This window comes from Streptomyces sp. NPDC006385 (assembly GCF_040612485.1).
GTDB lineage: Bacteria > Actinomycetota > Actinomycetes > Streptomycetales > Streptomycetaceae > Streptomyces.
Genome location: NZ_JBEXQG010000031.1, coordinates 43,080 through 66,447 on the forward strand (window position 1 = coordinate 43,080; position 23,368 = coordinate 66,447).

General features: G+C 72.1%; 24 protein-coding genes. 12 read left to right on the forward strand and 12 right to left on the reverse strand.

Translation table 11 applies throughout. From position 1 onward, the window contains the following. Positions 1 to 66: 66 nt before the first annotated feature. Positions 67 to 558, forward strand: a complete 492-nt coding sequence (locus ABZ078_RS23365; RefSeq protein ID WP_356578022.1) for an RNA polymerase sigma factor — start codon at positions 67 to 69, stop codon at positions 556 to 558. Further along, positions 542 to 1,060, forward strand: coding sequence for a hypothetical protein (locus ABZ078_RS23370; protein WP_356578024.1), 519 nt, complete (start codon positions 542 to 544; stop codon positions 1,058 to 1,060). Before ABZ078_RS23365 ends, ABZ078_RS23370 begins: the two co-directional genes overlap by 17 nt. On the opposite strand, the gene ABZ078_RS23375 is transcribed toward ABZ078_RS23370, so the two are convergent. Further along, positions 1,041 to 1,661 carry a hypothetical protein gene (locus ABZ078_RS23375; protein WP_356578026.1) on the reverse strand — a complete coding sequence of 207 codons (621 nt, stop codon included), beginning with the start codon at positions 1,659 to 1,661 and terminating at the stop codon, positions 1,041 to 1,043. The genes ABZ078_RS23370 and ABZ078_RS23375 overlap by 20 nt on opposite strands. Positions 1,662 to 1,713: 52 nt before the next feature. After that, positions 1,714 to 2,697, reverse strand: a complete 984-nt coding sequence (locus ABZ078_RS23380) for an expansin EXLX1 family cellulose-binding protein (protein WP_356578028.1) — start codon at positions 2,695 to 2,697, stop codon at positions 1,714 to 1,716. Between the two features lie 215 nt (positions 2,698 to 2,912). Here ABZ078_RS23380 and ABZ078_RS23385 point away from each other — a divergent pair, with 215 nt between their 5' ends. From ABZ078_RS23385 to ABZ078_RS23400, 4 genes are all read left to right on the forward strand, one after another. Continuing rightward, a complete protein-coding gene (locus ABZ078_RS23385; protein ID WP_356578030.1) occupies positions 2,913 to 4,382 on the forward strand; it encodes a hypothetical protein in 1,470 nt (489 codons plus the stop codon). A 165-nt stretch (positions 4,383 to 4,547) separates the two neighbouring features. Further along, positions 4,548 to 5,831, forward strand: a complete 1,284-nt coding sequence (locus ABZ078_RS23390; RefSeq protein ID WP_356578032.1) for a MoxR family ATPase — start codon at positions 4,548 to 4,550, stop codon at positions 5,829 to 5,831. Continuing rightward, a complete protein-coding gene (locus ABZ078_RS23395; protein ID WP_356578034.1) occupies positions 5,828 to 7,087 on the forward strand; it encodes a VWA-like domain-containing protein in 1,260 nt (419 codons plus the stop codon). The genes ABZ078_RS23390 and ABZ078_RS23395 overlap by 4 nt, the downstream gene beginning before the upstream one ends. 134 nt (positions 7,088 to 7,221) lie before the next feature. Beyond that, the gene (locus ABZ078_RS23400; protein ID WP_356578036.1) at positions 7,222 to 7,737 is read left to right on the forward strand and encodes a signal peptide protein; all 516 of its coding nucleotides are present in this window, start codon (positions 7,222 to 7,224) and stop codon (positions 7,735 to 7,737) included. 245 nt (positions 7,738 to 7,982) lie between these two features. On the opposite strand, the gene ABZ078_RS23405 is transcribed toward ABZ078_RS23400, so the two are convergent. Then, positions 7,983 to 8,744, reverse strand: coding sequence for a carbonic anhydrase (locus ABZ078_RS23405; RefSeq protein WP_356578038.1), 762 nt, complete (start codon positions 8,742 to 8,744; stop codon positions 7,983 to 7,985). A gap of 467 nt (positions 8,745 to 9,211) precedes the next feature. On the opposite strand from ABZ078_RS23405, the gene ABZ078_RS23410 reads away from it, so the two are divergent. The 3 genes from ABZ078_RS23410 (at position 9,212) to ABZ078_RS23420 (ending at position 11,679) form a co-directional block, all read left to right on the forward strand. Next, positions 9,212 to 9,661: a hypothetical protein gene (locus ABZ078_RS23410; RefSeq protein WP_356578040.1), complete on the forward strand. Its 450-nt coding sequence runs from the start codon at positions 9,212 to 9,214 to the stop codon at positions 9,659 to 9,661. Positions 9,662 to 9,778: 117 nt separating this feature from the next. Beyond that, complete coding sequence (gene cseB / locus ABZ078_RS23415; protein WP_356578042.1) at positions 9,779 to 10,447, forward strand: two-component system response regulator CseB; 669 nt, start codon at positions 9,779 to 9,781, stop codon at positions 10,445 to 10,447. Positions 10,448 to 10,458: 11 nt separating this feature from the next. Further along, entirely contained in the window at positions 10,459 to 11,679 is a 1,221-nt protein-coding gene (locus ABZ078_RS23420; protein WP_356578044.1) for a HAMP domain-containing sensor histidine kinase, read from the forward strand. A gap of 5 nt (positions 11,680 to 11,684) precedes the next feature. On the opposite strand, the gene ABZ078_RS23425 is transcribed toward ABZ078_RS23420, so the two are convergent. Continuing rightward, positions 11,685 to 12,683, reverse strand: coding sequence for a LacI family DNA-binding transcriptional regulator (locus ABZ078_RS23425; RefSeq protein ID WP_356578105.1), 999 nt, complete (start codon positions 12,681 to 12,683; stop codon positions 11,685 to 11,687). 337 nt (positions 12,684 to 13,020) lie between these two features. Here ABZ078_RS23425 and ABZ078_RS23430 point away from each other — a divergent pair, with 337 nt between their 5' ends. Both ABZ078_RS23430 and ABZ078_RS23435 read left to right on the forward strand, forming a co-directional pair. Next, a complete protein-coding gene (locus ABZ078_RS23430) occupies positions 13,021 to 15,072 on the forward strand; it encodes a glycoside hydrolase (protein ID WP_356578046.1) in 2,052 nt (683 codons plus the stop codon). Positions 15,073 to 15,286: 214 nt separating this feature from the next. Beyond that, on the forward strand, positions 15,287 to 15,901 hold the full coding sequence (locus tag ABZ078_RS23435; RefSeq protein ID WP_356578048.1) for a dihydrofolate reductase family protein: 615 nt from the start codon (positions 15,287 to 15,289) through the stop codon (positions 15,899 to 15,901). An 84-nt stretch (positions 15,902 to 15,985) separates the two neighbouring features. On the opposite strand, the gene ABZ078_RS23440 is transcribed toward ABZ078_RS23435, so the two are convergent. The 6 genes from ABZ078_RS23440 to ABZ078_RS23465 all read right to left on the reverse strand — a co-directional run bounded on the left by ABZ078_RS23440 (position 15,986) and on the right by ABZ078_RS23465 (position 20,289). Then, positions 15,986 to 16,861 (reverse strand): DUF72 domain-containing protein, encoded by an 876-nt coding sequence (locus ABZ078_RS23440; RefSeq protein WP_356578050.1) that lies wholly within the window; start codon positions 16,859 to 16,861, stop codon positions 15,986 to 15,988. 78 nt (positions 16,862 to 16,939) lie between these two features. Next, positions 16,940 to 17,320 carry a hypothetical protein gene (locus ABZ078_RS23445; RefSeq protein ID WP_356578052.1) on the reverse strand — a complete coding sequence of 127 codons (381 nt, stop codon included), beginning with the start codon at positions 17,318 to 17,320 and terminating at the stop codon, positions 16,940 to 16,942. Between the two features lie 54 nt (positions 17,321 to 17,374). Continuing rightward, entirely contained in the window at positions 17,375 to 17,662 is a 288-nt protein-coding gene (locus ABZ078_RS23450) for an SCO5918 family protein (protein WP_356578054.1), read from the reverse strand. A gap of 119 nt (positions 17,663 to 17,781) precedes the next feature. Continuing rightward, on the reverse strand, positions 17,782 to 19,329 hold the full coding sequence (locus ABZ078_RS23455) for a DEAD/DEAH box helicase (RefSeq protein WP_356578056.1): 1,548 nt from the start codon (positions 19,327 to 19,329) through the stop codon (positions 17,782 to 17,784). Between the two features lie 185 nt (positions 19,330 to 19,514). Beyond that, complete coding sequence (locus tag ABZ078_RS23460) at positions 19,515 to 19,718, reverse strand: cold-shock protein (protein WP_007383480.1); 204 nt, start codon at positions 19,716 to 19,718, stop codon at positions 19,515 to 19,517. Between the two features lie 232 nt (positions 19,719 to 19,950). After that, positions 19,951 to 20,289: a helix-turn-helix domain-containing protein gene (locus tag ABZ078_RS23465; RefSeq protein ID WP_356578058.1), complete on the reverse strand. Its 339-nt coding sequence runs from the start codon at positions 20,287 to 20,289 to the stop codon at positions 19,951 to 19,953. A 378-nt stretch (positions 20,290 to 20,667) separates the two neighbouring features. On the opposite strand from ABZ078_RS23465, the gene ABZ078_RS23470 reads away from it, so the two are divergent. Next, on the forward strand, positions 20,668 to 21,963 hold the full coding sequence (locus ABZ078_RS23470) for a phosphatase PAP2 family protein (RefSeq protein WP_356578107.1): 1,296 nt from the start codon (positions 20,668 to 20,670) through the stop codon (positions 21,961 to 21,963). A 10-nt stretch (positions 21,964 to 21,973) separates the two neighbouring features. Here ABZ078_RS23470 and ABZ078_RS23475 read toward each other — a convergent pair whose 3' ends face one another. Together ABZ078_RS23475 and ABZ078_RS23480 are read right to left on the reverse strand one after the other, a co-directional pair. Continuing rightward, positions 21,974 to 22,114 carry a hypothetical protein gene (locus ABZ078_RS23475; RefSeq protein ID WP_356578060.1) on the reverse strand — a complete coding sequence of 47 codons (141 nt, stop codon included), beginning with the start codon at positions 22,112 to 22,114 and terminating at the stop codon, positions 21,974 to 21,976. Between the two features lie 132 nt (positions 22,115 to 22,246). Further along, positions 22,247 to 23,350, reverse strand: coding sequence for a substrate-binding domain-containing protein (locus ABZ078_RS23480; protein ID WP_356578062.1), 1,104 nt, complete (start codon positions 23,348 to 23,350; stop codon positions 22,247 to 22,249). Between the last annotated feature and the right edge of the window lie 18 nt (positions 23,351 to 23,368).

Below are 23,368 nucleotides of genomic sequence, written 5' to 3' on the forward strand. Positions count from 1 at the left end.
GACCCCTCCCCGTGACCCCTCCCCCTTGACCCCTGGTGCTCACTTTCCTCACGACCATGGAGAGCGTTGAAACGGTCCCGCGACACGGCAGCGTCCGAGCTGTTCGCCGCCCTCTACCCACGCCTGGCGGGCTGGTGCCGCCGTCTCGTGGACGACGACGAGACGGCCCACGAGATCGCCTCCGAGGCGTTCACCCGGCTGTGGGCCCGCTGGAGCCGGGTGGACGAACCGAGCGGCTTCCTCTACGTCACCGCGGCCAACCTGGTGCGGGACCACTGGCGCAAGCTGGAGCGCGAACGCAGGGCGATGCGGCGGGTCACGTCGGAAGCGGCGGTCAACTCCCCTACAGAGCAGGCGGATCCGTCCGTACGTCTGCTGGTCCAGTCCCTGCCGGAACGACTGCGGGTCCCGATCCTCCTCCACTACTACGCTGACATGCCGATCCGGGAGGTGTCCGTGCTCACCGGACGCAAGGAAGGGACCGTCAAGGCCGACCTGCACGCGGCCCGCGAACTGCTCCGCGTCCACCTGAGGAGAAGCCTTGACCACACGCTTTGACGACGAGGAGGGACTGGAGTCCGCCGCGGACGATCCCCTGGCGGTGATCCTGCGGCCCCCTTCCGCCGAGCACCTCGCCGCCCCGCCCGGCCGCTACGAGGCGATCCGCCGGACGGCGTCCCGGCGCCGTCTGCTGCGTACGGCGGCGGGGCTGGGCGCGACCTGTGCGGTCGCCGCCCTCGTCGCGGTGCCGCTGTACTTCGCGAGGCCCGACGGCTCCCCGTCCCCGGCGCCGCCGCTGGCACCCGGCCCCACGATCACGCGCACGCCCCCCTCCGAGCCGTCACCGGCACCCACCCCCTCCGAGCCGTCGCGGGCACCCACCCCCTCGGCGTCGTCCACCGCAGCGGGACCGGCCACGCCGACGGTGCCGCCGGACCCCTCGGGCTTCCCCACGCCCACGAGCGACGGGACCAACAGGACCGTGACGCCGAGCGGTTCGCTCCCCACCGCCGAGCCGTCGGCGGATCCGGCCAGGGGGCTCAGTAGCGGAAGCCGATGACGCCGAAGCCCGGGCGTTCCGCAGCGTGTCTCATCCAGCCGAGGCACTGCATGACGGCCTCCACGACCTCGGGTTCCAGCGGCGGCGCCTGGCCCGACTCGTCGACCGCCCGCTTGGTGGCCTCGAACTGCTCCAGGCCCCGGGCGATGTCCTCGGGCGTCCACTCGCCGCAGTCCGGTGTGAAGGTGTACGGCAACGGCGCGGGCAGGCCGCTGTAACCGAACTCCTCGACGGACACGGCGGTGACACCCAGGGCCTTCAGCCCCTGGTCGACCTGCGTCAGCCAGTCACCCCGGTGCGGCGTGAAGCAGCTGTTGTCCAGGAACGATCCGGTGAGCGAGCACAGCTGCTCATAGGCGTACCCGTACTGGAAGGCGTGGTCCTCGTCCTCGCTGAACGGACCGCCGTGGACGACCGCGCGCAGCGCCTCGTACGCCGTGGGGGCGCCTTGCGCTATCTCGTGGCGGAAGGAGCGGTCGGCACGGTCCAGTTGGTCGCCGAAGCTGTCGCGGATCACGTCCAGCAGCTGGTCGTCACGGGAGCCGACCAAGGCACGCGTGGCGGCCACGTCGAGCAGGTAGACGCTCAGGGAAGAACTCATGGGACGAACCTAGGGCACGCCACTGACATCGCCGTTCCGGGCCTCGCCCGGCTCAGTGCGCCGCGAACTGCGTCCCCGTCGGCTGCGGCACGTCCGGCCGGATGGCCAGGGCGTCGAGGGTCAGGGTCTCGCCGTAGATGTCGGTGATCCTGATCGCGCCGCCGCAGCCCTGGCCCTGTTCGGAGAGGAAGTAGTTGTACTCGGTGCGCGGCAGCCGACGCCAGCCGCTGCCGTCACGGACCTCCAGGCGGGCCACGGGATTGCGGTGGCCCACCACCTGGATGCCGCACCAGTGGGGGCTGGACCCCGTCTTGTAGCGGATCGAGACGGTGTCGGCCGTGCCGGGGCTCAGCAGGCTCCAGGTGACGGGGATCCGGCCGGACGACGGGTCGGCGAGCTCGGCGAACGCCTGGGGGCTGAGGTCGAGTTGGCCGGGGGCGCAGGGCAGGGGGCACTCGTTGGTGACGCGGACCGTCACGGAGGCGCCGTTCGCCGCGCGGACGCGCAGGTACGCCCCGCATGCCTGGGAGGTCTCGTAGTCGGTGTGGTTCATCGCCGCCGTCATGACGTCGTCGGTCGGGCCGAACAGGCAGGCGCCGTCGCCGTTCCCGGTGTCGTAGAAGGTGGCGACTCCGTCGTAGGTGACGCCGGGGCGGACGCGTCCCGCCAACGGTGCCGAGCCGGCAGCGGGGCGCGCGGTCGGCTCGGCGGCGGGGCGGGTCGGGGCGGTGGCCGCGGGGCTCGGCGGGGCGGTCCTGGCAGGCGTCGGGGTGGGCGTGCCCGGCTTCGGCTCCCGCTTGGAGGTCGGGCTCGGCGTCCGCGGCGATGACGCCTGCGTGGCGGTCGCGGGTGCCGTCGGGGTGTGATCCGCCGTGGTCCTCCCCTCGGGGCGCAGGGCCATGAGCAGGGACGCGGCGAGCGCGACGGCCGCCACGGCCACGACGGGGGCGAGCGCACCGCGCCACCTGCGGGGCGACCGGTGGCGGGGCGGGGAGGGAGAGGGGGAGGGAGAGGGAGAGGGAGAGGGGGACGCCACGGATGAGTCCTTACGCCGTTCCTTGCGGGGAGCTTTCCAGGTGCCGGTGGTCGCCGGGGGCGGAAAGGTTGCCGGGGTTCGACACGGCGGCCCGGGCGGGGAGAGACGGGGCGGAAAATCCCTGGCGGCCCGACGCGGGCGGCGTTACGCTCACCCGCGATGACGACTCACTCTGTTGACAGATGGGGGGTCCCGTCCGCGCAAGGTGAGTGCTGATGGGCACTCAGAACGCGAACGGGGACTCCCGGCTTTCCGAGCTTTCCTTCTGGCCGCGCGTGCGCGAGTTCGCCGTGCCGGCCTCCATGATCGAGACCGCTACCGCCCGCCGGCTCACCGGGGACTGGGCGGGGGCCTGCGCCGCCTCCGGTTTCGACGTCGATCTCGATCTGCGTTCCGTGGCACGTGATCACGGCCGGGACATCGCCCGGCGCGTGCGGGACGACCTGAGAAACCTCGCTCCCGACTTGCTGCGCTGGCACATGCCGCGGATCGCTCCCGACGGGCTGCTGCGCCCCGGCCTGACCCTCGCGCTCGCGCGGTACGGCGGTGAGGGCCGGGGACGTGAACGCCCCCTGTGTCTCGTCGTGCGGACCGCGCCGGCGTGGGCCGATGCCGGCCAGCGGATCAGCCTCGCCCTGTGGGGCGGGCCCCGGGGCGCGAGTAGCGGTGGGAGCGGGGGTGGCGGCGGTCTCGGGGGCGGTCCCTGTCGGCATCCGCATCCCCGCCCCAACCGGCGGTTCCGCCTCGATCTGCATCGCCATCTGTGGGACGCGCGCAGGGCCGGTGAGCTGCGGATCCGGTCCGGGGCCGATCTTCCTGGCGCAGACCCGCCCGAACCGCGTCCGGACCTCGCGGCCGCCGTGCCGTACGGGCGCCGCTGTGCCGTCGACCGGTGGGCGGACGAGGCGCGGCTGCTGCTGCGCGCCGAGGGGCGGGAGGACGGTGCCGTGCTCGTGCGGTTGGGTGGGCGGCATCGGCTGGTCCTGGAGCCGAGCGACGAGGGACGGGGCGGCGGCCCCGCGCCCGGACCGCGCATCTCTGCGTCCACCGGTGCCCGCACCGCCGCCCGGGGCCGTGTCTCCGCGCTGCCCGTGCTGCCCGACGCGGCGACCTGGGTGCTGCCCGATCTGGAGCTGCTCCGGGCCGGTGCGATCGAGGCCGGCCGGTTGCATCCGCTGGTCGCCTCGGCCCTCGTACCGCACCGCCCGCCGCCTTCCCCGCCGTCCGGGGCCGTGGATCCGGCGGGGCGGCCACGCCTCGTGGAGTGCCGGGGAGCCCGGCACCGGATCGGACTCGTCGACGGCGTCCTCGCGCCGTTGGACCACGACCCGGCCGAGATCCGCCGGGAGGAACTGCTGGCCGCACTGACCGGCACGCCGCTGCCCTGCCTCCAGGCCATCGACGAGGCGCACCGCCGTCCGGCCTGCCTGCCCGACGTTCGCGAACGCCTCAGCCACGGCGACATCGGCGGTGCGCTGGCCGTCGTCGAGGGCCTGCTCGGCCGGGACGCGGTGCTGCGTGACGGCGCGCTGCGGGACGAACTGGAGGCGGCCGCGCGGCAGCGCATCACGTACGGGCTGTTCAGGGCCGGGTTGGCCGGTCCCGGACCGGGGCGCGTCCGCTACGACGAGCGTGGCCGTTCCCGTCCCGACCGGGCCCACCCGCGCCACGCGACCTCGCCCTGACCCGGGCCGACTCTGCCTGTCTTCCCTAGCCCTGTCTTCCCTAGCCCTTTCTTCTCTCGACCTCTTCTCTCGACCTTTCTTCCCTCGACCTCTTCTCTCGACCTTTCTTCCCTCGACCTTTCTTCCGGGGACTGCCGTCCCCCGCGACCCACAAGGTGACTTCACATGCCCACACGCGCTCAGCCCCGTACTCGTATCCGTACCCAGTCCCAGTCCCAGCCCCAGTCCCAGCCCGCACCCTCCCAACTCGACGTCGCGGCGGACCTGTTGGCGCTCCTGGGCGACACCGCCACCGAACCTCGCCCCGACGTCCAACTGGAGGCCCTCACCCTGGCGGTGGCCGCCGATCTGCCCGTGCTCCTCTGGGGCGAGCCGGGTATCGGCAAGACCGCCGCCCTGACGCAGCTCGCCGCCACGCTGGACCTTCCGCTGACCACGGTGATCGCGAGCGTGCACGAGCCGTCCGACTTCTCGGGGCTGCCCGTCGTCGGGGACGACCCCGCGGAACAGGGCGTCCCGATGGCCCCGCCGGACTGGGCCGTACGGCTGGTGAAGGCCGGGCGGGGGCTGCTGTTCCTGGACGAGCTGTCCACCGCGCCGCCGGCCGTGCAGGCCGCGCTGCTGCGGCTGGTGCTGGAACGGAGGGTCGGGGCGTTGCGGCTGCCGCCGGGGGTGCGGATCGTGGCCGCGGCCAACCCACGGTCCTCGGCGGCCGACGGCTGGGAGCTGAGCGCGCCGCTGGCCAACCGGTTCGTGCATCTGCAATGGGCCCACGACCACGAGGTCGTCGTACGCGGACTCGGCGGGACCTGGCCCCGGGCGACCCTGCCACGGCTCGACCCGGAGAAGCTCGCGCAGGCCGTGGACTTCGCCCGGCGGGCGGTGTGCGGGCTGCTCTCCGGGCGGCCGGGGCTCGTCCACCGGCTGCCCGGCAACGAGACTCGGCGGGGCGGCGCGTGGCCGTCCCCGCGGAGCTGGGAGATGACACAGCGTCTGATCGCCTTCGCGACCGCCGCGGGTTCCTCGCGGGAGGTGCTCTCCCTGTTGGTGCGGGGCACGGTCGGGGACGGGCCGGGACTCGAACTGCTGGCGAGCGTGGACCGGATGGACCTGCCGGACCCCGAGCTGCTGCTCGCCGACCCGGCGGGGGCCGTACTGCCCGAGCGGGGGGATCTGCGGCAGGCCGCGCTCGACGGCGTCGTGGCGGCGGTCCGGGCGCGTCCGGAGAAGTCCCGCTGGGACGCGGCGTGGGCGCTGCTCGTGCGGGCGGTGGAGACCGGGGCGCCGGACCTGGTCGTCGTCCCCGCGTCGACCCTCGCCTCGTTGCGGCAGGAGGACTGGGACGTCCCCGCGTCGATCGAGCGGCTCGCCGGCGTGGTGGGCCTGTCCCGGCGTGCCGACCACGCGGCGACCCGGACCGCGGCCGTCGCCGCCGAGGCGGGACGATGAGCGCGGGCGAGCCGAGGGCGTCCGGGGGTGTCCCGGCTGTGGACCGCGACAAACTCTTCGCCGCCCGTCTGCACGCCGCCCGGGTCCGGCCCTACCTGGCCACGGCCCTCTTCGCCCTGCACGTCGTGGAGTCGCGGCGGGTGCCGACGATGGCCGTCGACCGGCACTGGCGGTGCTATGTGTCGCCGGGGTTCGTGGACCGTACGCCGGTGGAGGAGCTGGCCGGCGTGTGGGTGCACGAGGTGTCCCATCTGCTGCGCGACCACCACGGGCGCGGTGACCGGGTGGCGCGTGAGCGCGGGCTGACCGGTCCGGGGGAGCGGCTGCGGATGAACATCGCGGCGGACTGCGAGATCAACGACGACGTGTACGGCGACGGGCTGGCCCGGCCCGAGGGCGCTGTCGAGCCGGCGATGTTGCTGCTGCCCGAGGGGGAGCTGATGGAGGACTACCTGCGTCAGTTCCGGCTGGGCCCGCGGACGCAGGATCTGGCCTGGCTGGACTGCGGCAGCGGCGCCGACGGGCTGGAGCGGGAGTGGGACCTCGGGGCCGACGGCGCGCACGGGCTCAGCGCGCAGGAACGGGACGCCGTCCGGTTCCGGGTGGCGCAGGGCATCACCGGGCGGCCGGGCGACGCCTCGGCGGGGTGGCGGCGGTGGGCGGAGGAGGTCTTCCATCCGCCGCAGCCGTGGCGGGAGTTGCTGGGCGCGGCGGTCCGCTCGGCGGCCTCCGGCCCGGGTGCCGGCGAGGACTACACGTACGGCCGCCCCTCGCGCCGCTCGACCTCGGTGCCCGGCGCCGTCCTGCCGAGCCTGCGGCGCAGGCCGCCCCGCGTCAGCGTCGTCATCGACACCTCCGGCTCGGTCAGCGACGCCGAACTGGGCAGCGCGCTGCTGGAGGTCGCCGCGATCTCCCGGGCCGTGGGCGGCCGGCGCGACCTGGTCAGTGTGGTGCCGTGCGACGCGGCGGCCCAGGGCGTGCACCGGCTGTGCCGCGCCGAGGGGATCGCGCTGGTCGGGGGTGGGGGGACGGATCTGCGCGCCGGGTTCGCCAGGGCGCTGAGGGCGCGGCCCCGGCCCGATGTGATCGTGGCCCTGACCGATGGTCAGACGCCATGGCCGAGCACACGGCCACCGTGCCGGACGGTGGTGGGCCTGTTTCCTCGACGGCACGGTTTCCGGCCGTACGACGAGGACGATCCCGACTACGTGCCGGACCAACCGCCCGCCTGGGCCCGGGTCGTTGACATCGGGTAGGCCCCGGAACCCGCCCCGCCGCCTGCCGAGCCGGACCTGAACCGGCTTGCGTAGGCTTGGCGATGTCTCTGGCGGCAGCCATGGACGGGGGGAACACCAGTCAACACCCGAGCCCTTCCGAAGGAACAGCGAACGTGTCGTTGAAGAACAGCCGCCCCCGGGTCGCCGCCCTGGCCCTCATGGTGGCGCTCGCCGGCCTCGCCGCGGCAGGACCAGCCGCGGCAGCCACATCGCAGACGCAGACCACCCTGACGTCCTCGGCCCCGACCAGCCGGACGCCCGCCATACCCACCGCATTCGTGGACCTGCCCACGAGCCCTCTCGTCGCCGACGCCGCCGGTCACGAGGTCACGGTCACCTACCGCAACGAATCGCCGTCGGATCGCACGGTCGCGCCGCAGCTGCTGGTGGTGTCACCGGACGCCGGGCCGTTCCTGAACCCGTCGGACATCCGGATCGAGCGGCGCACCGCCGCCGGCCGCTGGGAGGCCGTGGACGTCGGCAGCCAGACCGGCACCCTGTTCACCGACCTCACCGCCGCACAGCGCACGCTGCACGCGGGGGACACCCTCACCGAGGTCTACCGGATCACCGTCCTCACCCCGGAGGCCGAGGGCACGGTGCTTCCGAGGGCGGCACTCTTCGACTGACCTCCGACTCGCGGCGCCCTCGGCCGGAGACCGGTCCGGGCGCGGACGCCACCACTCACCACTCCACACGGGCGGCCACCCCGGTGTTGGCCTGCTCCTTGCCCGGCTTGTCACCGGAGTTCCCCGGACCTGCGTCGGCCGCCCGCCGCGGTCGACGCAGGCGCCCCGCGCGGCGCCGCCCGGGCACTGAGCACAGAACCCCCGGGGAAGTCCCGGGGGTTGCCGCTCGTCCGGCAGGGCCGGTGTCAGGCGGACGGTGCCCCGGTGAGGACCTCCACGCGGCCGGTGTCGAGCGAGTAGTAGGCGCTGACGACGGCCAGGTCGCCCTTCTTCACCAGCGGGGCGAGGTCCTTGTTGGTCCGCAGGTCGGCGGAGGTCAGCTTGACGTGGACCCGGATCATGGCGTCAACGGGATCGGCGTGCTTCTGCTGGGAGATCTGCTCGTACGCCGGGCGCAGCTCCTCGACGATCGACTGCAGGTTGCCCGGCAGCGGCTTGTCGTCCTTCAGCGCCGAGTACGCCGCCTTGATGGCGCCGCAGCGCTGGTGGCCGAGCACGACGATCAGCGGGGTGCCCGACGTCATGGGCCCGTACTCGACGGAACCGGTGACCACGGAGTCGACCACCTGACCGCCGGTGCGCATCACGAACAGGTCGCCGAGCCCGGTGTCGAACAGCAGCTCCGGCGGGACCCGGGAGTCGATGCAGGACAGGATCACACCGTAGGGGTCCTGCTCCTCGGCGACGAACTGACGGCGCTCGGGGTCGCGGTCGGGGTGCTGGAGCTTTCCGTCGACCCAGCGCTCGTTCCCGTGCATCAGCCGGGCGAAGGCGGCCCACGGCGAGTCCGGCCGGGGACCCGCGGCGGGGGAGGGCGACGGGCTCTTGACCGACGTCGTGGCCGCCGTGGTCTCCGCCTTCGAGGAGCAACCGGTGATCAGGGCCGCGGTGGCCGCCAGCCCTCCGGTGATCAGGGCCCTGCGCTGCGGTTGTCCGATTACGCCCATGTGACCTGTGGTCCTTCCTGATGTGCATGGTGGTGCAGAAGTGCTTGAAAACTTGAGCGCGGCAACAGTGGCAGACGACTGTGCGGCTGCTGTGAGTGCGGTGACACGCGACCCTCACCCGACGGGTGAAGATGTGCACACGCCCGCTGGTAACGGCGGTGTCGGCGATACCCCCGGCCTTTTCACAGGGCCTTCGCAGGCGTCTGCCTGTTCGCCGTGTTTGCCCAGGTGACGCCCGTGGCGCAGCTGTGACATGAGAAGTCCTTCACCAGGCGGACGCTAGGGACTGAATGCGTCAATGGCCCGAAGGTTCCGTTACGGACTTCCGTCAGTCGCGCCGTGATTCCCCCGCGTCCCGGGACGGCCGAGGTCGCCGGTTCACCGGCTTATCCTTGTCAGGACATTTCCCGTTCATCGAAGGTCGCCAAGGTGGTCCTCCTTCTGCATCGGAGTGAAAGAGGGGCGGTATGCGATACGGCGGACCGACGCTGTGCGTGCTGCTCGTCATGAGCCTGGCCGGCTGCGGCACGGCGGTCGGCGGCACGCGGGTCGAGGGCCCGGCGCCGACGGCGGTCCCCTGGTCGGGTCCGGTCTACGTCGCCGATGCGCGCTCGATACCGCGGCAGCGTCCCGACGTGGTGGACCTCACCGACGTCACCACCCTGTACGGGCTGAAGTGGCGCGGCTGGGGCACGCCCCGGGCGGTGGCGACCGGCCTGGTGGTCGACTTCGCCTGCGTGTCCGACTGCCCCCGCGGCGACCCCCCGTCCTTCCCGGCCCACCTCGTCCTCAGCGGTCTGGTCAAGCGCCGGTACGCCGCGTACTACGGTCACGCGGTGCTCAGCCCCGACCGGCCACCCGCACCCGGCTGGGCGGTGGACGTCGGGGAGGTGCCTCTGCGGGTGCCGAAGGCGTGACGGCGTTCCGTCCCTGAGCCGTGACCTGGCCGACGGGTCACCGACACACACGGCTGGTCTTCTTGTACGGAACGCGGCGGTCGGGGCCGAGCGAGCACCGAAGTCCCAGGAGAGCACATGCATGAGGTCCTGCTCGTCGAGGACGACGACATGATCCGGGAGGCGACCCGGCTCAGCCTGCGGGCGAGCGGGTACGCGGTGCGGACCGCCGCGGACGGGACGACCGGACTCGCGCTGTTCCGCGAGCGGCCGCCGGACGTGGCCGTCCTGGACATCATGCTGCCCGGTCTGAACGGGGTGAGCCTGGCCGGCCGGATCCGCGAGGAGTCGGGGGTGCCGGTGCTGCTGATCTCGGCGCGCAACGATCCCGTGGACGTGGTGATGGGCCTGGAGGCGGGCGCCGACGACTACGTCACCAAGCCGTTCGACGGCCTGGTGCTGGCCGCCCGGATCCGCGCCCTGCTGCGCCGCGCCGAGCCCGTCGGGCGACGGCCGGAGAGCGCCCCGCTGACCTTCGGGGACCTGGCCCTCGACCCGGACACCCTGGAGGTGCGCCGCGCCGGGAAGCCGCTCGCCCTGACCACCACGGAGCTGAAGCTGTTGCAGGAGTTCGCCGCCGCGCCCGGCATCGTCCTCACCCGGGACCTGCTCCTCGAACGCGTGTGGGACTACGCCTGGTCCGGCGACACCCGGGTGGTGGACGTCCACATCCGGCGACTGCGGACCAAGATCGGCCATGAGCGCATCGAGACGGTGCGCGGCTTCGGCTACAAGCTGCGCGCGTAGGTCCGGGCTCCATGAACATCGGTACGAAGCTGGCGCTGGCCGTCGCCGCGGCAGCTGTGTGCGTCGCGAGCGCGATCGGCCTGCTCGTGCACCGCTTCACCGCCGCCGAACAGCTGGCCACCGCCCGCTCCGACCTCGACCGGCGCCTGGTGAGCGCCGTCTACGACCACGCGGCCGGCCGCACGTCCGAGGCCCGGATCGACCCGCCGGACCTGCCAGGGTCCGTGTCCGAGGCGGTGCGCCGCGGCGTCCGCGTGACCTACCTCCAGAACGGACCGCGTCCGGTGCTGTGGGCGGCGACCCGTGTCTCGGACCGCACCGTGCTCGCGCTGTCGCGTTCCTACGGTCACGAGGCCGGCGAACTGGCCGCGCTGGACCGGACGTTGGTCACCACGGGCGTGGCGGCCACCGTCGCGGTGTCCCTGGCCGGACTGGCCCTCGGCCTGCGCATGGGCCGCCGGGCCACGGCCGCCGCCCGGACCGCCGAACGCATCGCCCACGGCGACCTGGACGCCCGTATCCGCCCGCGCGGGCAGGACGAGATCGCCAGGCTCGCCGCGTCCGTGAACGCCATGGCCGACGCGCTCGGCGCCCGGTTGGAGGCCGAACGACGGGTGACCGCCGACATCGCGCACGAACTGCGCACCCCGGTCGCGGCCATGGTGACCGCGACCGGCCTGCTGCCGCCCGGACCGGCCACCGACCTGGTGGCGGGCGGGGTACGCAAACTGCGCGCCCTGGTCGAGGACGTCCTGGAGGTCGCCCGCCTCGACGCCCACGTGGCGACGCTGGAGACGGAGCCCCGCCAGGTCAGCGCGATGGCCCACCGCGCTGTCACCGGGCTCGACGGCGTGGAGGTGCGGATCGTCGCCGACACGCTCGCGGAGACCGATCCGCGGCGCGTGGAGCGGATCCTGACCAACCTGGTCACCAACGCCCTGCGGCACGGCGCCCGGCCCGTGCTGGTCGAGGTGGACGTGGCGGGAGGCCAGGGCGACGACGGGCCCGTCGTCCGGGTCCGTGACCACGGCCCCGGGTTCCCGCCCGACCTCCTGGCCGTGCTCACCACCTCGGGCCCGCAGCGGTTCCGGAGCGCCGGCGACTCCACGGGAACGGGCCTGGGGCTGACCATCGCCGCCGGCCAGGCCCGTCTCCTCGGCGCCCGCCTCACCTTCCGCAACCAACCCGACGGCGGCGCGGAGGCCACCTTGCACCTCCCGGCGGCCGGCTGAGACCCCTAGCCGTCCTGGCGCGGCGGCCTGCGCGCCGTGCTCTCGCGCAGCACGAGCCGGGTCGGGACGAGTGTCGTGCCGTGCGCGGTGCCGTCGTGCCGCATCTTGCCGAGGACGCCCTCGACGCAGAGGCGTCCCACTTCGGCGAAGTCCTGGTGGATGGTGGTCAGCGGGGGCAGGAAGGACGCGGCCTCGGGGATGTCGTCGAAGCCGATGACGCTGACCTCGTCGGGCACCTTCCGGCCGCGCTCGTGCAGGGCGCGCAGCAGTCCCAGCGCCATCTGGTCGTTGGCGGCGAACACCGCCGTGCAGTCCCGCTCCCCGGCGAGCCGCAGACCGGCCCGGTAGCCGGACTCGGCCGACCAGTCGCCGCGCACCAGGGGCGGCGGGACGGCGCCCGCCTCCACGAGGGTGCCGCGCCAGGCGTTGGCCCGCCGCTGGGCCGCGAAGGAGTCCTCCGGGCCGGCCAGGTGCCACACCGTGTCGTGCCCGAGGTCCAGCAGATGCCGTACGGCGTCGCGGGCGCCGCCCGCCTGGTCGGTGTCGACCACGGTGTACCGGTCGCCGGCGTCCGAGTCGGCCACCACGACCTGGACGCCGGGCGGCAGCGAGATGGTCGCCGCGTCGAGCAGATGGATCTCCATGATGACGATGACCGCGTCCACGGCGAGTTCCCCGAGACGGGAGAAGGCGCCGTTCACCTCGTCCTGGGTGGGGACGGCGACGGGCAGCAGCGTGACGGCGTAGCCCTGCTCGGCGGCGGAGGTCGCGATCGCCTCCAGGGTGCGGATGTTGCCCATGGTGGACAGCGAGAAGGTGATCACGCCCAGGGTGCGGAACTCGCCGCGCCTGAGGGCCCGTGCCGCGCTGTTGGGCCGGTAGCCCAGCTCCCGCATCGCGGCCAGGACCTGCCTGCGCGTCTCCTCGGTCACCCCGGGGAAGCCGTTGGAGACACGGGAGACCGTCTGCGAGGAGACCCCCGCGAGCTGGGCGACGTCGGCCATGGAGGCGCCCTGGCGCGGGCGGGCGGCGCGTTTTCTCGTACGGGCGCCGACCCGGCTCGTACCCCCTGGCGCGCTGTCACCGTCCACCGTGCCCACCTGCCCCTCGCTCCCCTCGCCGCGCGGCCGTCGCACGACCGTCGCGGATTTCGGTCCGGAACGACTCCTTGACCCCTGAGATTCGGACAGTGTAGACATCCCGCCAGTGGATGTTTACGTAAACATTGCCTAGTCGAAATCGTACGAGAAGACGCCAGACCCGCACGAAGCGCACCACGTTGGCCCCGTTCTCTGCGTCCCGCCGGGACGCCCGGCACGCAGAAGAGTTGGAGTACTCGAGATGGCACACCGCACCCGCAAGAGAAGGCTCCTCGGGGCCATCGGCGTCACCTTGGCGACCGGCACCGTCCTGGCCACGACCACCCTGCCCGCCGCGCACGCCGAGACGACCGTCCAGGCCGCCGCCGGGGTCACCGTCCAGCCCGACCCCTCCTACAAGCAGGAGAAGTTCGAGGGCTGGGGCACCAGCCTGGTCTGGTTCGCCAACGCCACCGGCGACTACCCGCCCGCGATACGCGAGAAGCTGGCCAAGCTCCTCTTCGGCGACGACGGCCTCGCCCTGAACATCGCCCGCTACAACATCGGCGGCGGCAACGCCCCGGACGTCAAGGACTACCTGCGCGCGGGCGGCGCGGTCGAGGGCTGGTGGAAGGCCCCGGCGGGCACCACCCGCGAGGACGTCGACTGGTGGGACGCCGAGGACCCCGCCGACTGGAACAAGGACGCCGACAAGACGCAGCGCTGGTGGGTCGACCGCATCAAGAAGGACATCACCCACTGGGAGACCTTCAGCAACTCCCCGCCCTGGTTCATGACCGAGAGCGGCTACGTCTCCGGCAACTTCGACGCGGGCAAGGACCAGCTCAAGCCCGAGTCCGTCGACGACTTCGCCAAGTACCTGGTGGGCGCGACCGAGCGGCTGGAGAAGGCGCACGGCATCAAGGTCGACACCCTGGACCCGTTCAACGAGCCGAACACCAGCTACTGGGGCACCAAGCTCGGCCCGGACGGCGAGCCCGTCGGCGGCCGGCAGGAAGGCGCCCACATGGGCCCCGAGCTCCAGCAGAAGGTGCTGCGCGCGCTGGCCCCGGTCCTGGACAAGTCCCGTAGCCACGCGGAGATCTCCGCGATGGACGAGACCAACCCCGGCACGTTCGCCACGAACTGGAACTCCTACCCCCAGGAAGTGCGCGACCTCGTCGACCAGATGAACGTCCACACCTACGGCACCGGCCAGCGCACCACCGTCCGCGACCTGGCCAAGGCCGCCGACAAGCCGCTGTGGATGAGCGAGGTCGAGGGCGACTGGGGCGACGGCCAGAGCTTCACGGACATGCGGCCGGGCCTCGGCCTCGCCCAGCGCATCGTCGACGACCTGCGCGAACTGGAGCCCCGCGCCTGGGTGTTCTGGCAGCCCGTCGAGGACTACGACAACATGAAGCCGGGCGGCGAGTCCGCGAAGGGCGGCAACTGGGGCGAGATCCAGCTCTCGTTCAGCTGCACGTCGAAGGACACCCTGGAGTCCTGCCCGATCTACACCAACACGAAGTTCGACACGGCCCGTAACTTCACGCACTACATCAAGCCCGGCGACCGGCTGATCAAGACGAACGACACCTCCAGCACCGCGGCGGTCTCCCGCAAGGGCGACGCGGCGACCGTCGTCCACGTCAACAGCACCGCCGAGGCGCGTGACGTCACGCTCGACCTGTCGAAGTTCGGCCAGGTCTCCTCCCGCGCCACCGTCACCCCGGTGGTGACCAGCGCCGACGGCAAGCTGGAGAAGCAGAAGGCGGTCCGGGTCACCGGCAAGCAGGCCACGCTCACCGTGCCCGCCCAGTCCGTGACGTCCTTCCTCGTCAAGGGCGTCTCCGGCGTCGCGAAGGACGCGGCCGAACTCCAGAAGGGCCACACCTACCGGCTGACCGGCGTCCAGAGCGGCAAGGACCTCAGCATCGCCGACAACGGCACCGGCCTCGTCATCAAGAGCGCCAACGCCTCCGACCCGAGCGGTCAGCAGTGGCGGGTGGAGGAGATCCGCGGCACCGACAACCGCAAGCGGTACGTCCTGACCGAGGCGACCGAGGACAAGCGCCTCGCCGTCCGTGACGGCGCCCTGGTGGCCGAGCCCGACGAGGGCCGCCGCGACAGCGCCGCGCAGTGGATCATGTCCACGACCGGCGACGGCACCTGGACCCTCGTCAACGCCGGCACCGGCCGCCTCGCGGACGTCTCCGGGCAGTCCACGAACGAGGGCGCCGGGGTGGGCCTGTGGCTGCCGAACTCCGGTACGAACCAGCGCTGGAAGGTGACCGACGTCACGAGTGAGTGACGGGGCACCCCCGTCCGTCCGCGACGCCCCCGCCCGCCGCCGTATGCCGACTTCTCGACATCTCGGCGGCGGTGACGGGGGCGTCGCGTCGTGCGCGTCGTGTCGTGCGCGTCGCGCGTCGGTGGGAGTGTCGAATCCGTCGCTCCCCGATCGACGGGAGAGTGAAGGCAGCGATTCAGCGCGCGCCACGACCTCGACCTCAGGAGCACCCACCGTGACCGTAACCGCGGATATGGCCATCTCCCTCGACGGCTACGTCGCCGGCACCGGTGTCACCGTCGACAACCCGGGAGGAGACGGCGCCGAGCCGCTTTTCGAGTGGATCCACAACCTGGCGAGCTGGCGGGAACGCCAGGGCATGACCGGCGGGGAGGAGAACCGCGACTCCGAGCTGATCCGGGAGTGGTTCGACGCCACCGGAGCGGTGGTCATGGGGCGGATGATGTACGACACGGGCGAGGAGTTCTGGGGCGACAACCCGCCGTTCCGGACCCCGGTGTTCGTCCTCACCCACCGTCCCCGGCCGACCCTGGTCAAGGAGGGCGGCACCACCTTCACCTTCGTCACCGACGGCATCCACAGCGCCCTCGACCGGGCGAAGGCCGCCGCCGGGAACCGGAACGTCGACATCGCGGGCGGGGCGCGCACGGTGCGGCAGTACCTCAGGGCGGGCCTCATCGACGAACTGCACCTGCACGTGGTGCCCGCGCTCCTCGGCGACGGACTCCGCCTCTTCGAGGGACTGGGCCCGGGGCGACGCGACCTGGAGCCGACCAGGGTCGTCGCCACGCCCTCGGCCACCCACCTGAAGTACCGTTTCGTGAAGTGACCCGGGACGCGAGCCGAGCGCTCCCTCACCGGCGGCGGCCCCGGCCTCCTCGTCCGCGGGCCGGCGCCGCTCCATCAGTTCACGTCACCCGGCCGGTGCCGAGGGGGCGTCGACGGGGCGTCCGAGCAGCCGGGTCATGGTCTCGGCGGCCCGTACGGCGGCGTCACCGCAGCAGTTGTTGAACAGCACGTGGAGCTGGTCCACCCGCGCGGCGAGGGCGCGCAGCCGGGGCAGCCATTCGGCGAGTTCGTCACCGTCGTACGCGTACCGGAACCGCTCCTCCTTGCTGCCGGTGCCCCAGGCCGCGCTGCGCCCGTGGAACCGGACGACGGACAGCCGGGGTGACGTGACGGGGGTGACGGGCGGCAGGGAGGACGGCAGCGTCCGGTTCATGTCGACGGCGACGGCGGTCATGCCGTACCGCGCGAGCAGCGCGCACGTGGCCGCCGCCCGCTCCTCCCGCCACCACCCCGGATGCCGGAACTCGACGGCGACGGGCCACCCTTGGGTGCGCCGGGCGCAGTCCGCCACGAACGCCTCGGCCTCGGCGCCCGGCCGGAACCACGGGGGGAACTGGAACAGCACGCAGCCCAGCCGGCCGGCCCGCCGCAACGGGGCGATCCCCGCGGCGAACCGTGCCCACACCTCGTCGAGCACGCCGGGATCCCGGGCGTCGGCCGGCAGTCCGTCCGGCATCACCGCACTGCGCGTGGGATGCCCCGTCAGCAGGGAGAACGCCTTCACGTCGAACACGAACCCGTCCGGTGTCCGCTCCGCCCACAGCCGGCTGTTCCGCTCGCCGGGCAGGGCGTAGTACGACGCGTCGACCTCCACGACCGCAAACCGCTCGGCGTAGTGCCGTAACCGCCCCTCGGCGTCCCGCCGTCCCACCGGATACCAACCGCTGCCCACCAGCGCCCGATCGGTCCACGAGCACGTGCCCACGAGGATGTCACCCATGGGGTGCGGTTACCCACCCGGCCGGAACCCGCACAGCCGTCCCGGCCCCCGGCCCAACGGGCCTGGGGGCGCCGGGCCTCACTGGTCCGAGTAGCCGATGTCCCCGATCGTCCAGGCGCTCACGTCCTCCAGGGCGACGCGGTACATGCCTCCCGTGTCGGGGATGCCGAAGCTGCCCTGGAGGATCCGGGCGACGTGGAAGTGGAGGTGGGTGGGTCCGTCACCGCGCTCCGGCCGGGGGGCGCCGTTGCCCTGGGGCGGGCCGAACGCGGCGGCGAACGGCCTCAGGTGCTCGGAGTCCCGCAGGACTTCGGCGACGCGTTCCTTCCACAGGGCTTCCGGGGCCAGCCGTCCGGTGATGACGGCCCCCGGAATCACGACGGTCAGGGACATCTGGCTGCTGTGCCGTTCCTCCACCAGCGCCGCGATCGCGACGAGCAGGTCGTCAGGGTGCCTCATACCCCGTGAGCCTAGTCCGACGGAGGGCCTCGGTGCGTGGCAGCCGCCGAGACGTCACCAGCCCAGTGCGCCATCGTCGGCTCGCGTGTCCCCGGCCGGCGCGGCCGCGGGCACGTCGTGGCAGACGAAACCGAGCCGGGTCAGCGCCCGGTGCATCTCGCCCACGGTGAAGTCGCGGCGGTTCTGCCTGGTGATCACTTCCCCCACCTGCATCACGGGATAGACGCGGCGGCCGATGGTCACGGCCAGGCCGGCGACGGGTTCCGGCGTGATGCCGCTCATCGACTGCTCGACCTCGCTCTTGATCAGGTCGAAGGGGAAACGGGCGATGACACAGCGCATGGATGCCTCCACAGAGTTGGGGAAGAAACACCGGGTCCCGGGCCGTGGCCGTACTCGTCGATCACGGGGACCGTGCAAAGGTCCGCCGCCCCGGCCGGGAGTGCGTCCCGGTGGTCGAGCTAGGGGTTGTTCTTCGAGGCGGAGCCACGGGTTCGGGAGGTGCCGCGCGCGTTCCCGCCACGCCCGGCGCCGCCCCGTCCGTTCCCGCCGCGCCCGCCGGCTCCGCCGTTCCCGCCGCGCCCGGAGCCCCGTCCTCTGCGACCGCGGCCGGCGGACCCGGTGCGCTCACGGGGTTCGGCGGCCGGTGCGGTGAGCACGACGGGCACCCCGGAGGGGGGCCGGGCGCCGGTGATGCGCTGGAGTTCGGCGTCGCCCGGGCGGACCTGGACGGTACGCGCGGTGATGCCGGCATCGGTCATCACACGGTCCACCGCGCGACGTTGGTGCGGCAGGACGAGGGTGACGACGGTGCCGGACTCGCCCGCGCGGGCGGTACGGCCGCCACGGTGCAGATAGTCCTTGTGGTCGCCGGGAGGGTCGACGTTCACGACGAGGTCGAGGTCGTCGACGTGGATCCCGCGCGCGGCGACGTTGGTGGCCACCAGGACCGTGACGTGGCCGTCCTTGAAGTGGGCGAGCGTCCGGTTGCGCTGCGGCTGGGACTTGCCGCCGTGCAGGGCCGAGGCACGCACACCCACGGACAGCAGGTGCTTGGCCAGCCGGTCGGCCGCGTGCTTGGTGTCCAGGAACATGATCACTCGGCCGTCGCGCGCGGCGATCTCGGTCGCCGTGGTGTGCTTGTCGGCGTCGTGCACGTGCAGCAGATGGTGCTCCATGGTGCTGACGGCGCCCGCGGACGGGTCGACCGAGTGGACCACGGGGTCGTGGAGGTAACGGCGTACCAGGAGGTCGATGTTGCGGTCCAGGGTGGCGGAGAACAGCAACCGCTGCCCGTCGGGAGCCACTTGGTCGAGCAGCGCGGTCACCTGCGGCATGAAGCCCATGTCGGCCATCTGGTCGGCTTCGTCCAGGACGGTGACGGCGACCTGGTCCAGCCGGCAGTCGCCCCGTTCGATGAGGTCCTTGAGGCGGCCGGGTGTCGCGACGACGACCTCGGCGCCGTCGCGCAGCGCGCTCGCCTGGCGGCCGATCCCCATGCCGCCCACCACGGTGGCGATGCGCACCCGCAGGGCCCGGGCGTACGGGGCGAGCGCGTCGGTGACCTGCTGGGCGAGCTCCCGGGTGGGGACGAGCACGAGGGCGAGCGGCTGCCGGGGCTGGGCCCGCTGCCCGTCGAGCCGGGCCAGCACGGGCAGGCCGAAGGCGAGCGTCTTGCCCGAGCCGGTGCGGCCGCGGCCGAGTACGTCACGGCCGGCCAGCGCGTTCGGCAGGGTGGCCGACTGGATCGGGAAGGGCACGGTCACGCCCTCGGCGCCGAGCGCGGACAGCAGACGGGCCGGCAGGTCCAGTTCGGCGAACGTCTCGACCGCCGGAAGCGGCTCGGTGAGGGTGACCGGCAGGGTGAACTCCTGGGGGCGCGCGGTGGAGCGTGCTCCTGTGCCCTGCCCTCGGAAGCGGCTGCCACGAGGCTTGCCCGTCGAGCGCGTGGAGTTTCGGTCTGCGTGGAAGCGGCCGGAGCTGCCGCCGGCACGACGGGTGCGGTTCAAGAAGGAACCTTCCTCGATGCGGCGTATCGAGGAATGCCGTCCAGCGGTGGAGAGCCGCACGGGGATTCGCAAGAATCAGCCGAGGGAAATGCGAGATCCGGGGATGCCCGGGAAATTCGGAAAAGCAATGAGCTGGGGCCCGCACCCCAAGAGCGCGGGCCCCAGCCACATAGTTCGCGTCAGTGTCAGGCGGGAACGATGTTCTCGGCCTGCGGGCCCTTCTGGCCCTGCGTGACGTCGAAGGTAACCTTCTGGCCTTCCTGAAGCTCGCGGAAGCCGCTGGTGGCGATGTTCGAGTAGTGGGCGAACACGTCAGCGCCGCCGCCGTCCTGCTCGATGAAGCCGAAGCCCTTTTCCGCGTTGAACCACTTCACGGTGCCAGATGCCATATTGAATCTCCCTTGGGGGGCAGTGCCGGAGTCCGCACTTTACGGATTCCGAGTCGCCGCTGTGATCACCCCTCCGGAAAGATCCGGAAAGCTCTGCAAAGAAATAATTCTCTGGCAACCAAAACTGCAACTGCTATCACGTTAACACAGGGACGGTGGTGGCTCCCAGGTTTTTTCGGGGTCGCTCACTGATTCTCATGTCGCCGCGGACTGTATTTCTGTGCCGACGGGACTAGGTATGCGCGCCGGTCCCGTCCAGCTTCCGGCGCATCTCCAGGTTCAGGCGGAGGGCGTCGTCGAGCTGGTCCTCAAGGGAGACGATGCGGCAGGCGGCCTCGACGGGGGTTCCCTGGTCGACGAGTTCACGGACGCGGGCGGCGACGCGCAACTGGCGGCGGGAGTACCGGCGGTGGCCGCCTTCCGAGCGCAGGGGAGTGATCAGCGCGGTCTCGCCGATGGCCCGCAGGAAGGCCGGAGTGGTGCCGAGGGCGGCGGCGGCTCGCCCCATGGTGTAGGCGGGGTAGTCGTCGTCGTCGAGGTTCCCGGCGGCAGGGGCGTTCTCAGCGGGCATGGCACCTTCGTCTCGGGGATGCGGCGGGGGCCCGGGCGTGTGCTCCAACCCTAACGCCGACGCACGCGGAGATGTGTCCTCGCGGTGACAGGATTTCCGCCGCCGCGGAGGCCGGAGTGCGCACGGCGGCGGTCGGCGCACCGGACGCCGGCGAGGGCGCCGCGACCCGCTACCGCGACGAAGGCCACATCGGCCACGAGGAGCAACGTCCTCGCGCCGGCGGCCGTCTTCATCTCCGGAGTGGCCGTGTTCGAAAACCGCCCACTGGGCTCCGATAACATGTTCGAACTTAATGATCACCTTTAAAATCTGACAAATCGGCCGAATAGTTTGATACCTATACGATCGCGGTTTTTTCCGCGAACAAAATACAGAACGCTGCTGTGGGTCGCGGCGGGGGCGGTAGCCCTCGGGTTCCTCGTCGCGCTGGAGATCGCCGCTCGCCGCTACGGCCAGCCGGGGCCGATGACCCATCAGGCGCGAGAGGCGATATTTCCTCCTAAATCGGGCTTCTTGTTGTACGCCGGCATGGCGCTGACGATGGTGGTGCTCACCTGGCGGCAGCGGTTCCTGGCGATGGCCGCCGCGATCGGTATCGACCTCGCGTTCTTGCTGGTGCGGTGGCTGGCCGACGCCGAGGTGACCGACGGCCACCCCTTCGGCAACGGCGCGTTGTGGGTGATGCTGGGGTGTGCGGTCGTCGCCGTCACACGCCGCACCGGCCCCGAACGCGTCCTGCTGCTGAAGGGCGTCGGACTGGGTCTGCTGCTGGTGGCCGGCCGCAAGACCGGTGACGCCTGGCTGCTGATCACCTCGAAGACCTGCCCGGTGGTGCTCGACCAGTACGTGGCGATCGCCGATCACGCGCTGGGCAACCCGTCCTGGCTGGCGGGGCGGATCGTCGACGCGACCGGCCCGGTGGGCGAGCATGTTCTCGACTGGGTCTACGTACAACTCGCGGTGGCCGCGGTCGTCGTCGCGCTGTACCAGATGCGCCACGTGGCGGCCGAGCGGCGCTTCCCGCGCCATCATCTGGTGCGCACCTTCCTGGTGATCGGCCTCCTGGGGCCGGGCATCTACATGATCTTCCCGGTCGTCGGACCGGTCTTCGCCTACGGCACCGGAGCCTTCGGCACCGGCGGCGGGCACTGGGCGATGGCCAACCTGTGGCCCGACGTGCCGCCGCCGGTCATCGCCCCCCAGCCCATGCCGTACGACGGCATCACCCCTCGCAACTGCATGCCCAGCCTGCACACGGCGTGGGCCACCGCGATCTTCATCCACACCCGCAGGGGCCCGCGCGTTCTGCGCTTCGCGGGAACGTTCTGGCTGATCGCCACACTCGGCGCGACGCTGGGCTTCGGCTACCACTACGGCGCGGATCTCATCGCCGGTGTGGTCTTCGTGGTCACGATCGAGGCGGCTCTGCGCTCGCTCGACCGCGGCTGGGACCGGGCGGGAATCCAGCTGGTCGCGTACGGGGTGGCGGTGTTCGCCGCGCTTTTGCTGTCGTACCGCTACATCCCGATGGAGATGGCCGCACACCCTTGGCTGTTCGGACCGCTTCTCCTGCTGGCGATGGTCTCAGTGGTCTACGGCTACCTGCGGACCACCAGGCAGTGGGAACCGCAGGCCGCGCCGGCGCGGCCGGAGCCGCAACCCGAACTGGTGTGAGGACCCTGCGCTACAGCAGCACATTGGTGAGGAAGATGTTCCAGTCATCGCTGCCGACCCTGCCCAGGCCCCGGTGGACCGCGGCCGGTAGGGCCGACAGCACCAGCCCGGTGACGGCAACGGCCAGGACGGCGACGACACGACGCTTCACGGTTCCTCCTCGACGGCGGCGGTACGGAGCACCTGCACGGAACACCCTGCTCCGAGCCGCCCGCCCCACTCGCCAGACACGCTGCTCGGCCTGCGGATTCAGTCGCTCGGTGGGCGTCCGGCAGGCCCGCTGTCACCGGGTGAGCCCGGCCTTCTCGCAGGCGGCGGCGACCCTCGGCACACAGATCTGGTCGGTCGTGTACACGCCGTCCTTGACCACGGTGTCCTCGATGGTGGTGACCGTCACGGGGACGGGGTCGAGCAGGACGGCGGGGATGTCCTTGGTGGTGGGCGTGTCGACGGTGGTCTCGGCGATGTCGTCGACGTTCCCGCCGCGGCCCAGGGCGACGGCCATCTCCGCGGCCGTGTCGGCCTCGGCCTTGAAGGGCTTGTAGATGCTCATGTACTGCTCGCCGACGAGGATGCGCTGCACGGCCGCGAGGTCGGCGTCCTGGCCGGTGACGGGAGGCAGCGGGTCGATGCGGGCGGCCTTGAGGGCGGAGATCACGCCGGCGGCGAGACCGTCGTTGGCGGCGTAGACGCCGTCGATGTCGTCGGCACCCAGGGCGGCGACGGCGCGGACCATGTTGGCGTGGGCGCTCTCCTGGCTCCAGCCCGGGACGTCGTACGTCCTGCCGATCCTGACCTTGCCCTGGAGGGCGGACATCGCGCCCCTCTTGAAGGACACGTTCGTCGGGGAGGTCTGGGGGCCGTTCATCATGACGATCTGGCTGTCGGCCGCCTTGTCGCCCAGGGCCCTGAGGAGCGCCTCGCCCTGGAGCCTGCCGACCCGTTCGTTGTCGAAGGAGACGTGGGCCGAGATCGGGCCCTCGACGAGGCCGTCGTAGGCGATGACCGGGACGCCCGCGTCGTGTGCCCGCTCGACCGAGGAGCGGAGCGACCGGAAGTTCACGGCGCTGAGGATCAGCACCTTGACGCCCTTGTTGAGGAGGGTCTCCACCTGTTGCTGCTGGGCGGCCACGTCCCCCTCGGCGTTGGCGTACTCCAGCGCGCAGTCCGCGCACAGCTCCTTGAGTCTCTTCTCGATCAAGGGCCTGTCGAACGTCTCCCAGCGGGTCTGGATGTTCTGACTGAACAGCAGCCCGACCCCGAAGCCGCCCTCGCCGGGGGCAGCCCCGCCCGAGTCGGACTCCCCGGAGCCCCCGCACGCGGCCAGGGTCACGGCCAGTGACAACACGGCCGCGACGATCGCCGTACGACCCCGATGCCCGCTCACACGGGGACCTCCCTGGCT

Bases quoted from the DNA above. Each gene is read 5' to 3' on its own strand.
- ABZ078_RS23375 (WP_356578026.1), bottom strand. From the start codon at position 1,661: ATGAGTTCTTCCCTGAGCGTCTACCTGCTCGACGTGGCCGCCACGCGT.
- ABZ078_RS23385 (WP_356578030.1), top strand. From the start codon at position 2,913: ATGGGCACTCAGAACGCGAACGGGGACTCCCGGCTTTCCGAGCTTTCC.
- ABZ078_RS23390 (WP_356578032.1), top strand. From the start codon at position 4,548: ATGCCCACACGCGCTCAGCCCCGTACTCGTATCCGTACCCAGTCCCAG.
- ABZ078_RS23395 (WP_356578034.1), top strand. From the start codon at position 5,828: ATGAGCGCGGGCGAGCCGAGGGCGTCCGGGGGTGTCCCGGCTGTGGAC.
- ABZ078_RS23405 (WP_356578038.1), bottom strand. From the start codon at position 8,744: ATGGGCGTAATCGGACAACCGCAGCGCAGGGCCCTGATCACCGGAGGG.
- ABZ078_RS23410 (WP_356578040.1), top strand. From the start codon at position 9,212: ATGCGATACGGCGGACCGACGCTGTGCGTGCTGCTCGTCATGAGCCTG.
- cseB (WP_356578042.1), top strand. From the start codon at position 9,779: ATGCATGAGGTCCTGCTCGTCGAGGACGACGACATGATCCGGGAGGCG.
- ABZ078_RS23420 (WP_356578044.1), top strand. From the start codon at position 10,459: ATGAACATCGGTACGAAGCTGGCGCTGGCCGTCGCCGCGGCAGCTGTG.
- ABZ078_RS23425 (WP_356578105.1), bottom strand. From the start codon at position 12,683: ATGGCCGACGTCGCCCAGCTCGCGGGGGTCTCCTCGCAGACGGTCTCC.
- ABZ078_RS23430 (WP_356578046.1), top strand. From the start codon at position 13,021: ATGGCACACCGCACCCGCAAGAGAAGGCTCCTCGGGGCCATCGGCGTC.
- ABZ078_RS23440 (WP_356578050.1), bottom strand. From the start codon at position 16,861: ATGGGTGACATCCTCGTGGGCACGTGCTCGTGGACCGATCGGGCGCTG.
- ABZ078_RS23445 (WP_356578052.1), bottom strand. From the start codon at position 17,320: ATGAGGCACCCTGACGACCTGCTCGTCGCGATCGCGGCGCTGGTGGAG.
- ABZ078_RS23450 (WP_356578054.1), bottom strand. From the start codon at position 17,662: ATGCGCTGTGTCATCGCCCGTTTCCCCTTCGACCTGATCAAGAGCGAG.
- ABZ078_RS23460 (WP_007383480.1), bottom strand. From the start codon at position 19,718: ATGGCATCTGGCACCGTGAAGTGGTTCAACGCGGAAAAGGGCTTCGGC.
- ABZ078_RS23465 (WP_356578058.1), bottom strand. From the start codon at position 20,289: ATGCCCGCTGAGAACGCCCCTGCCGCCGGGAACCTCGACGACGACGAC.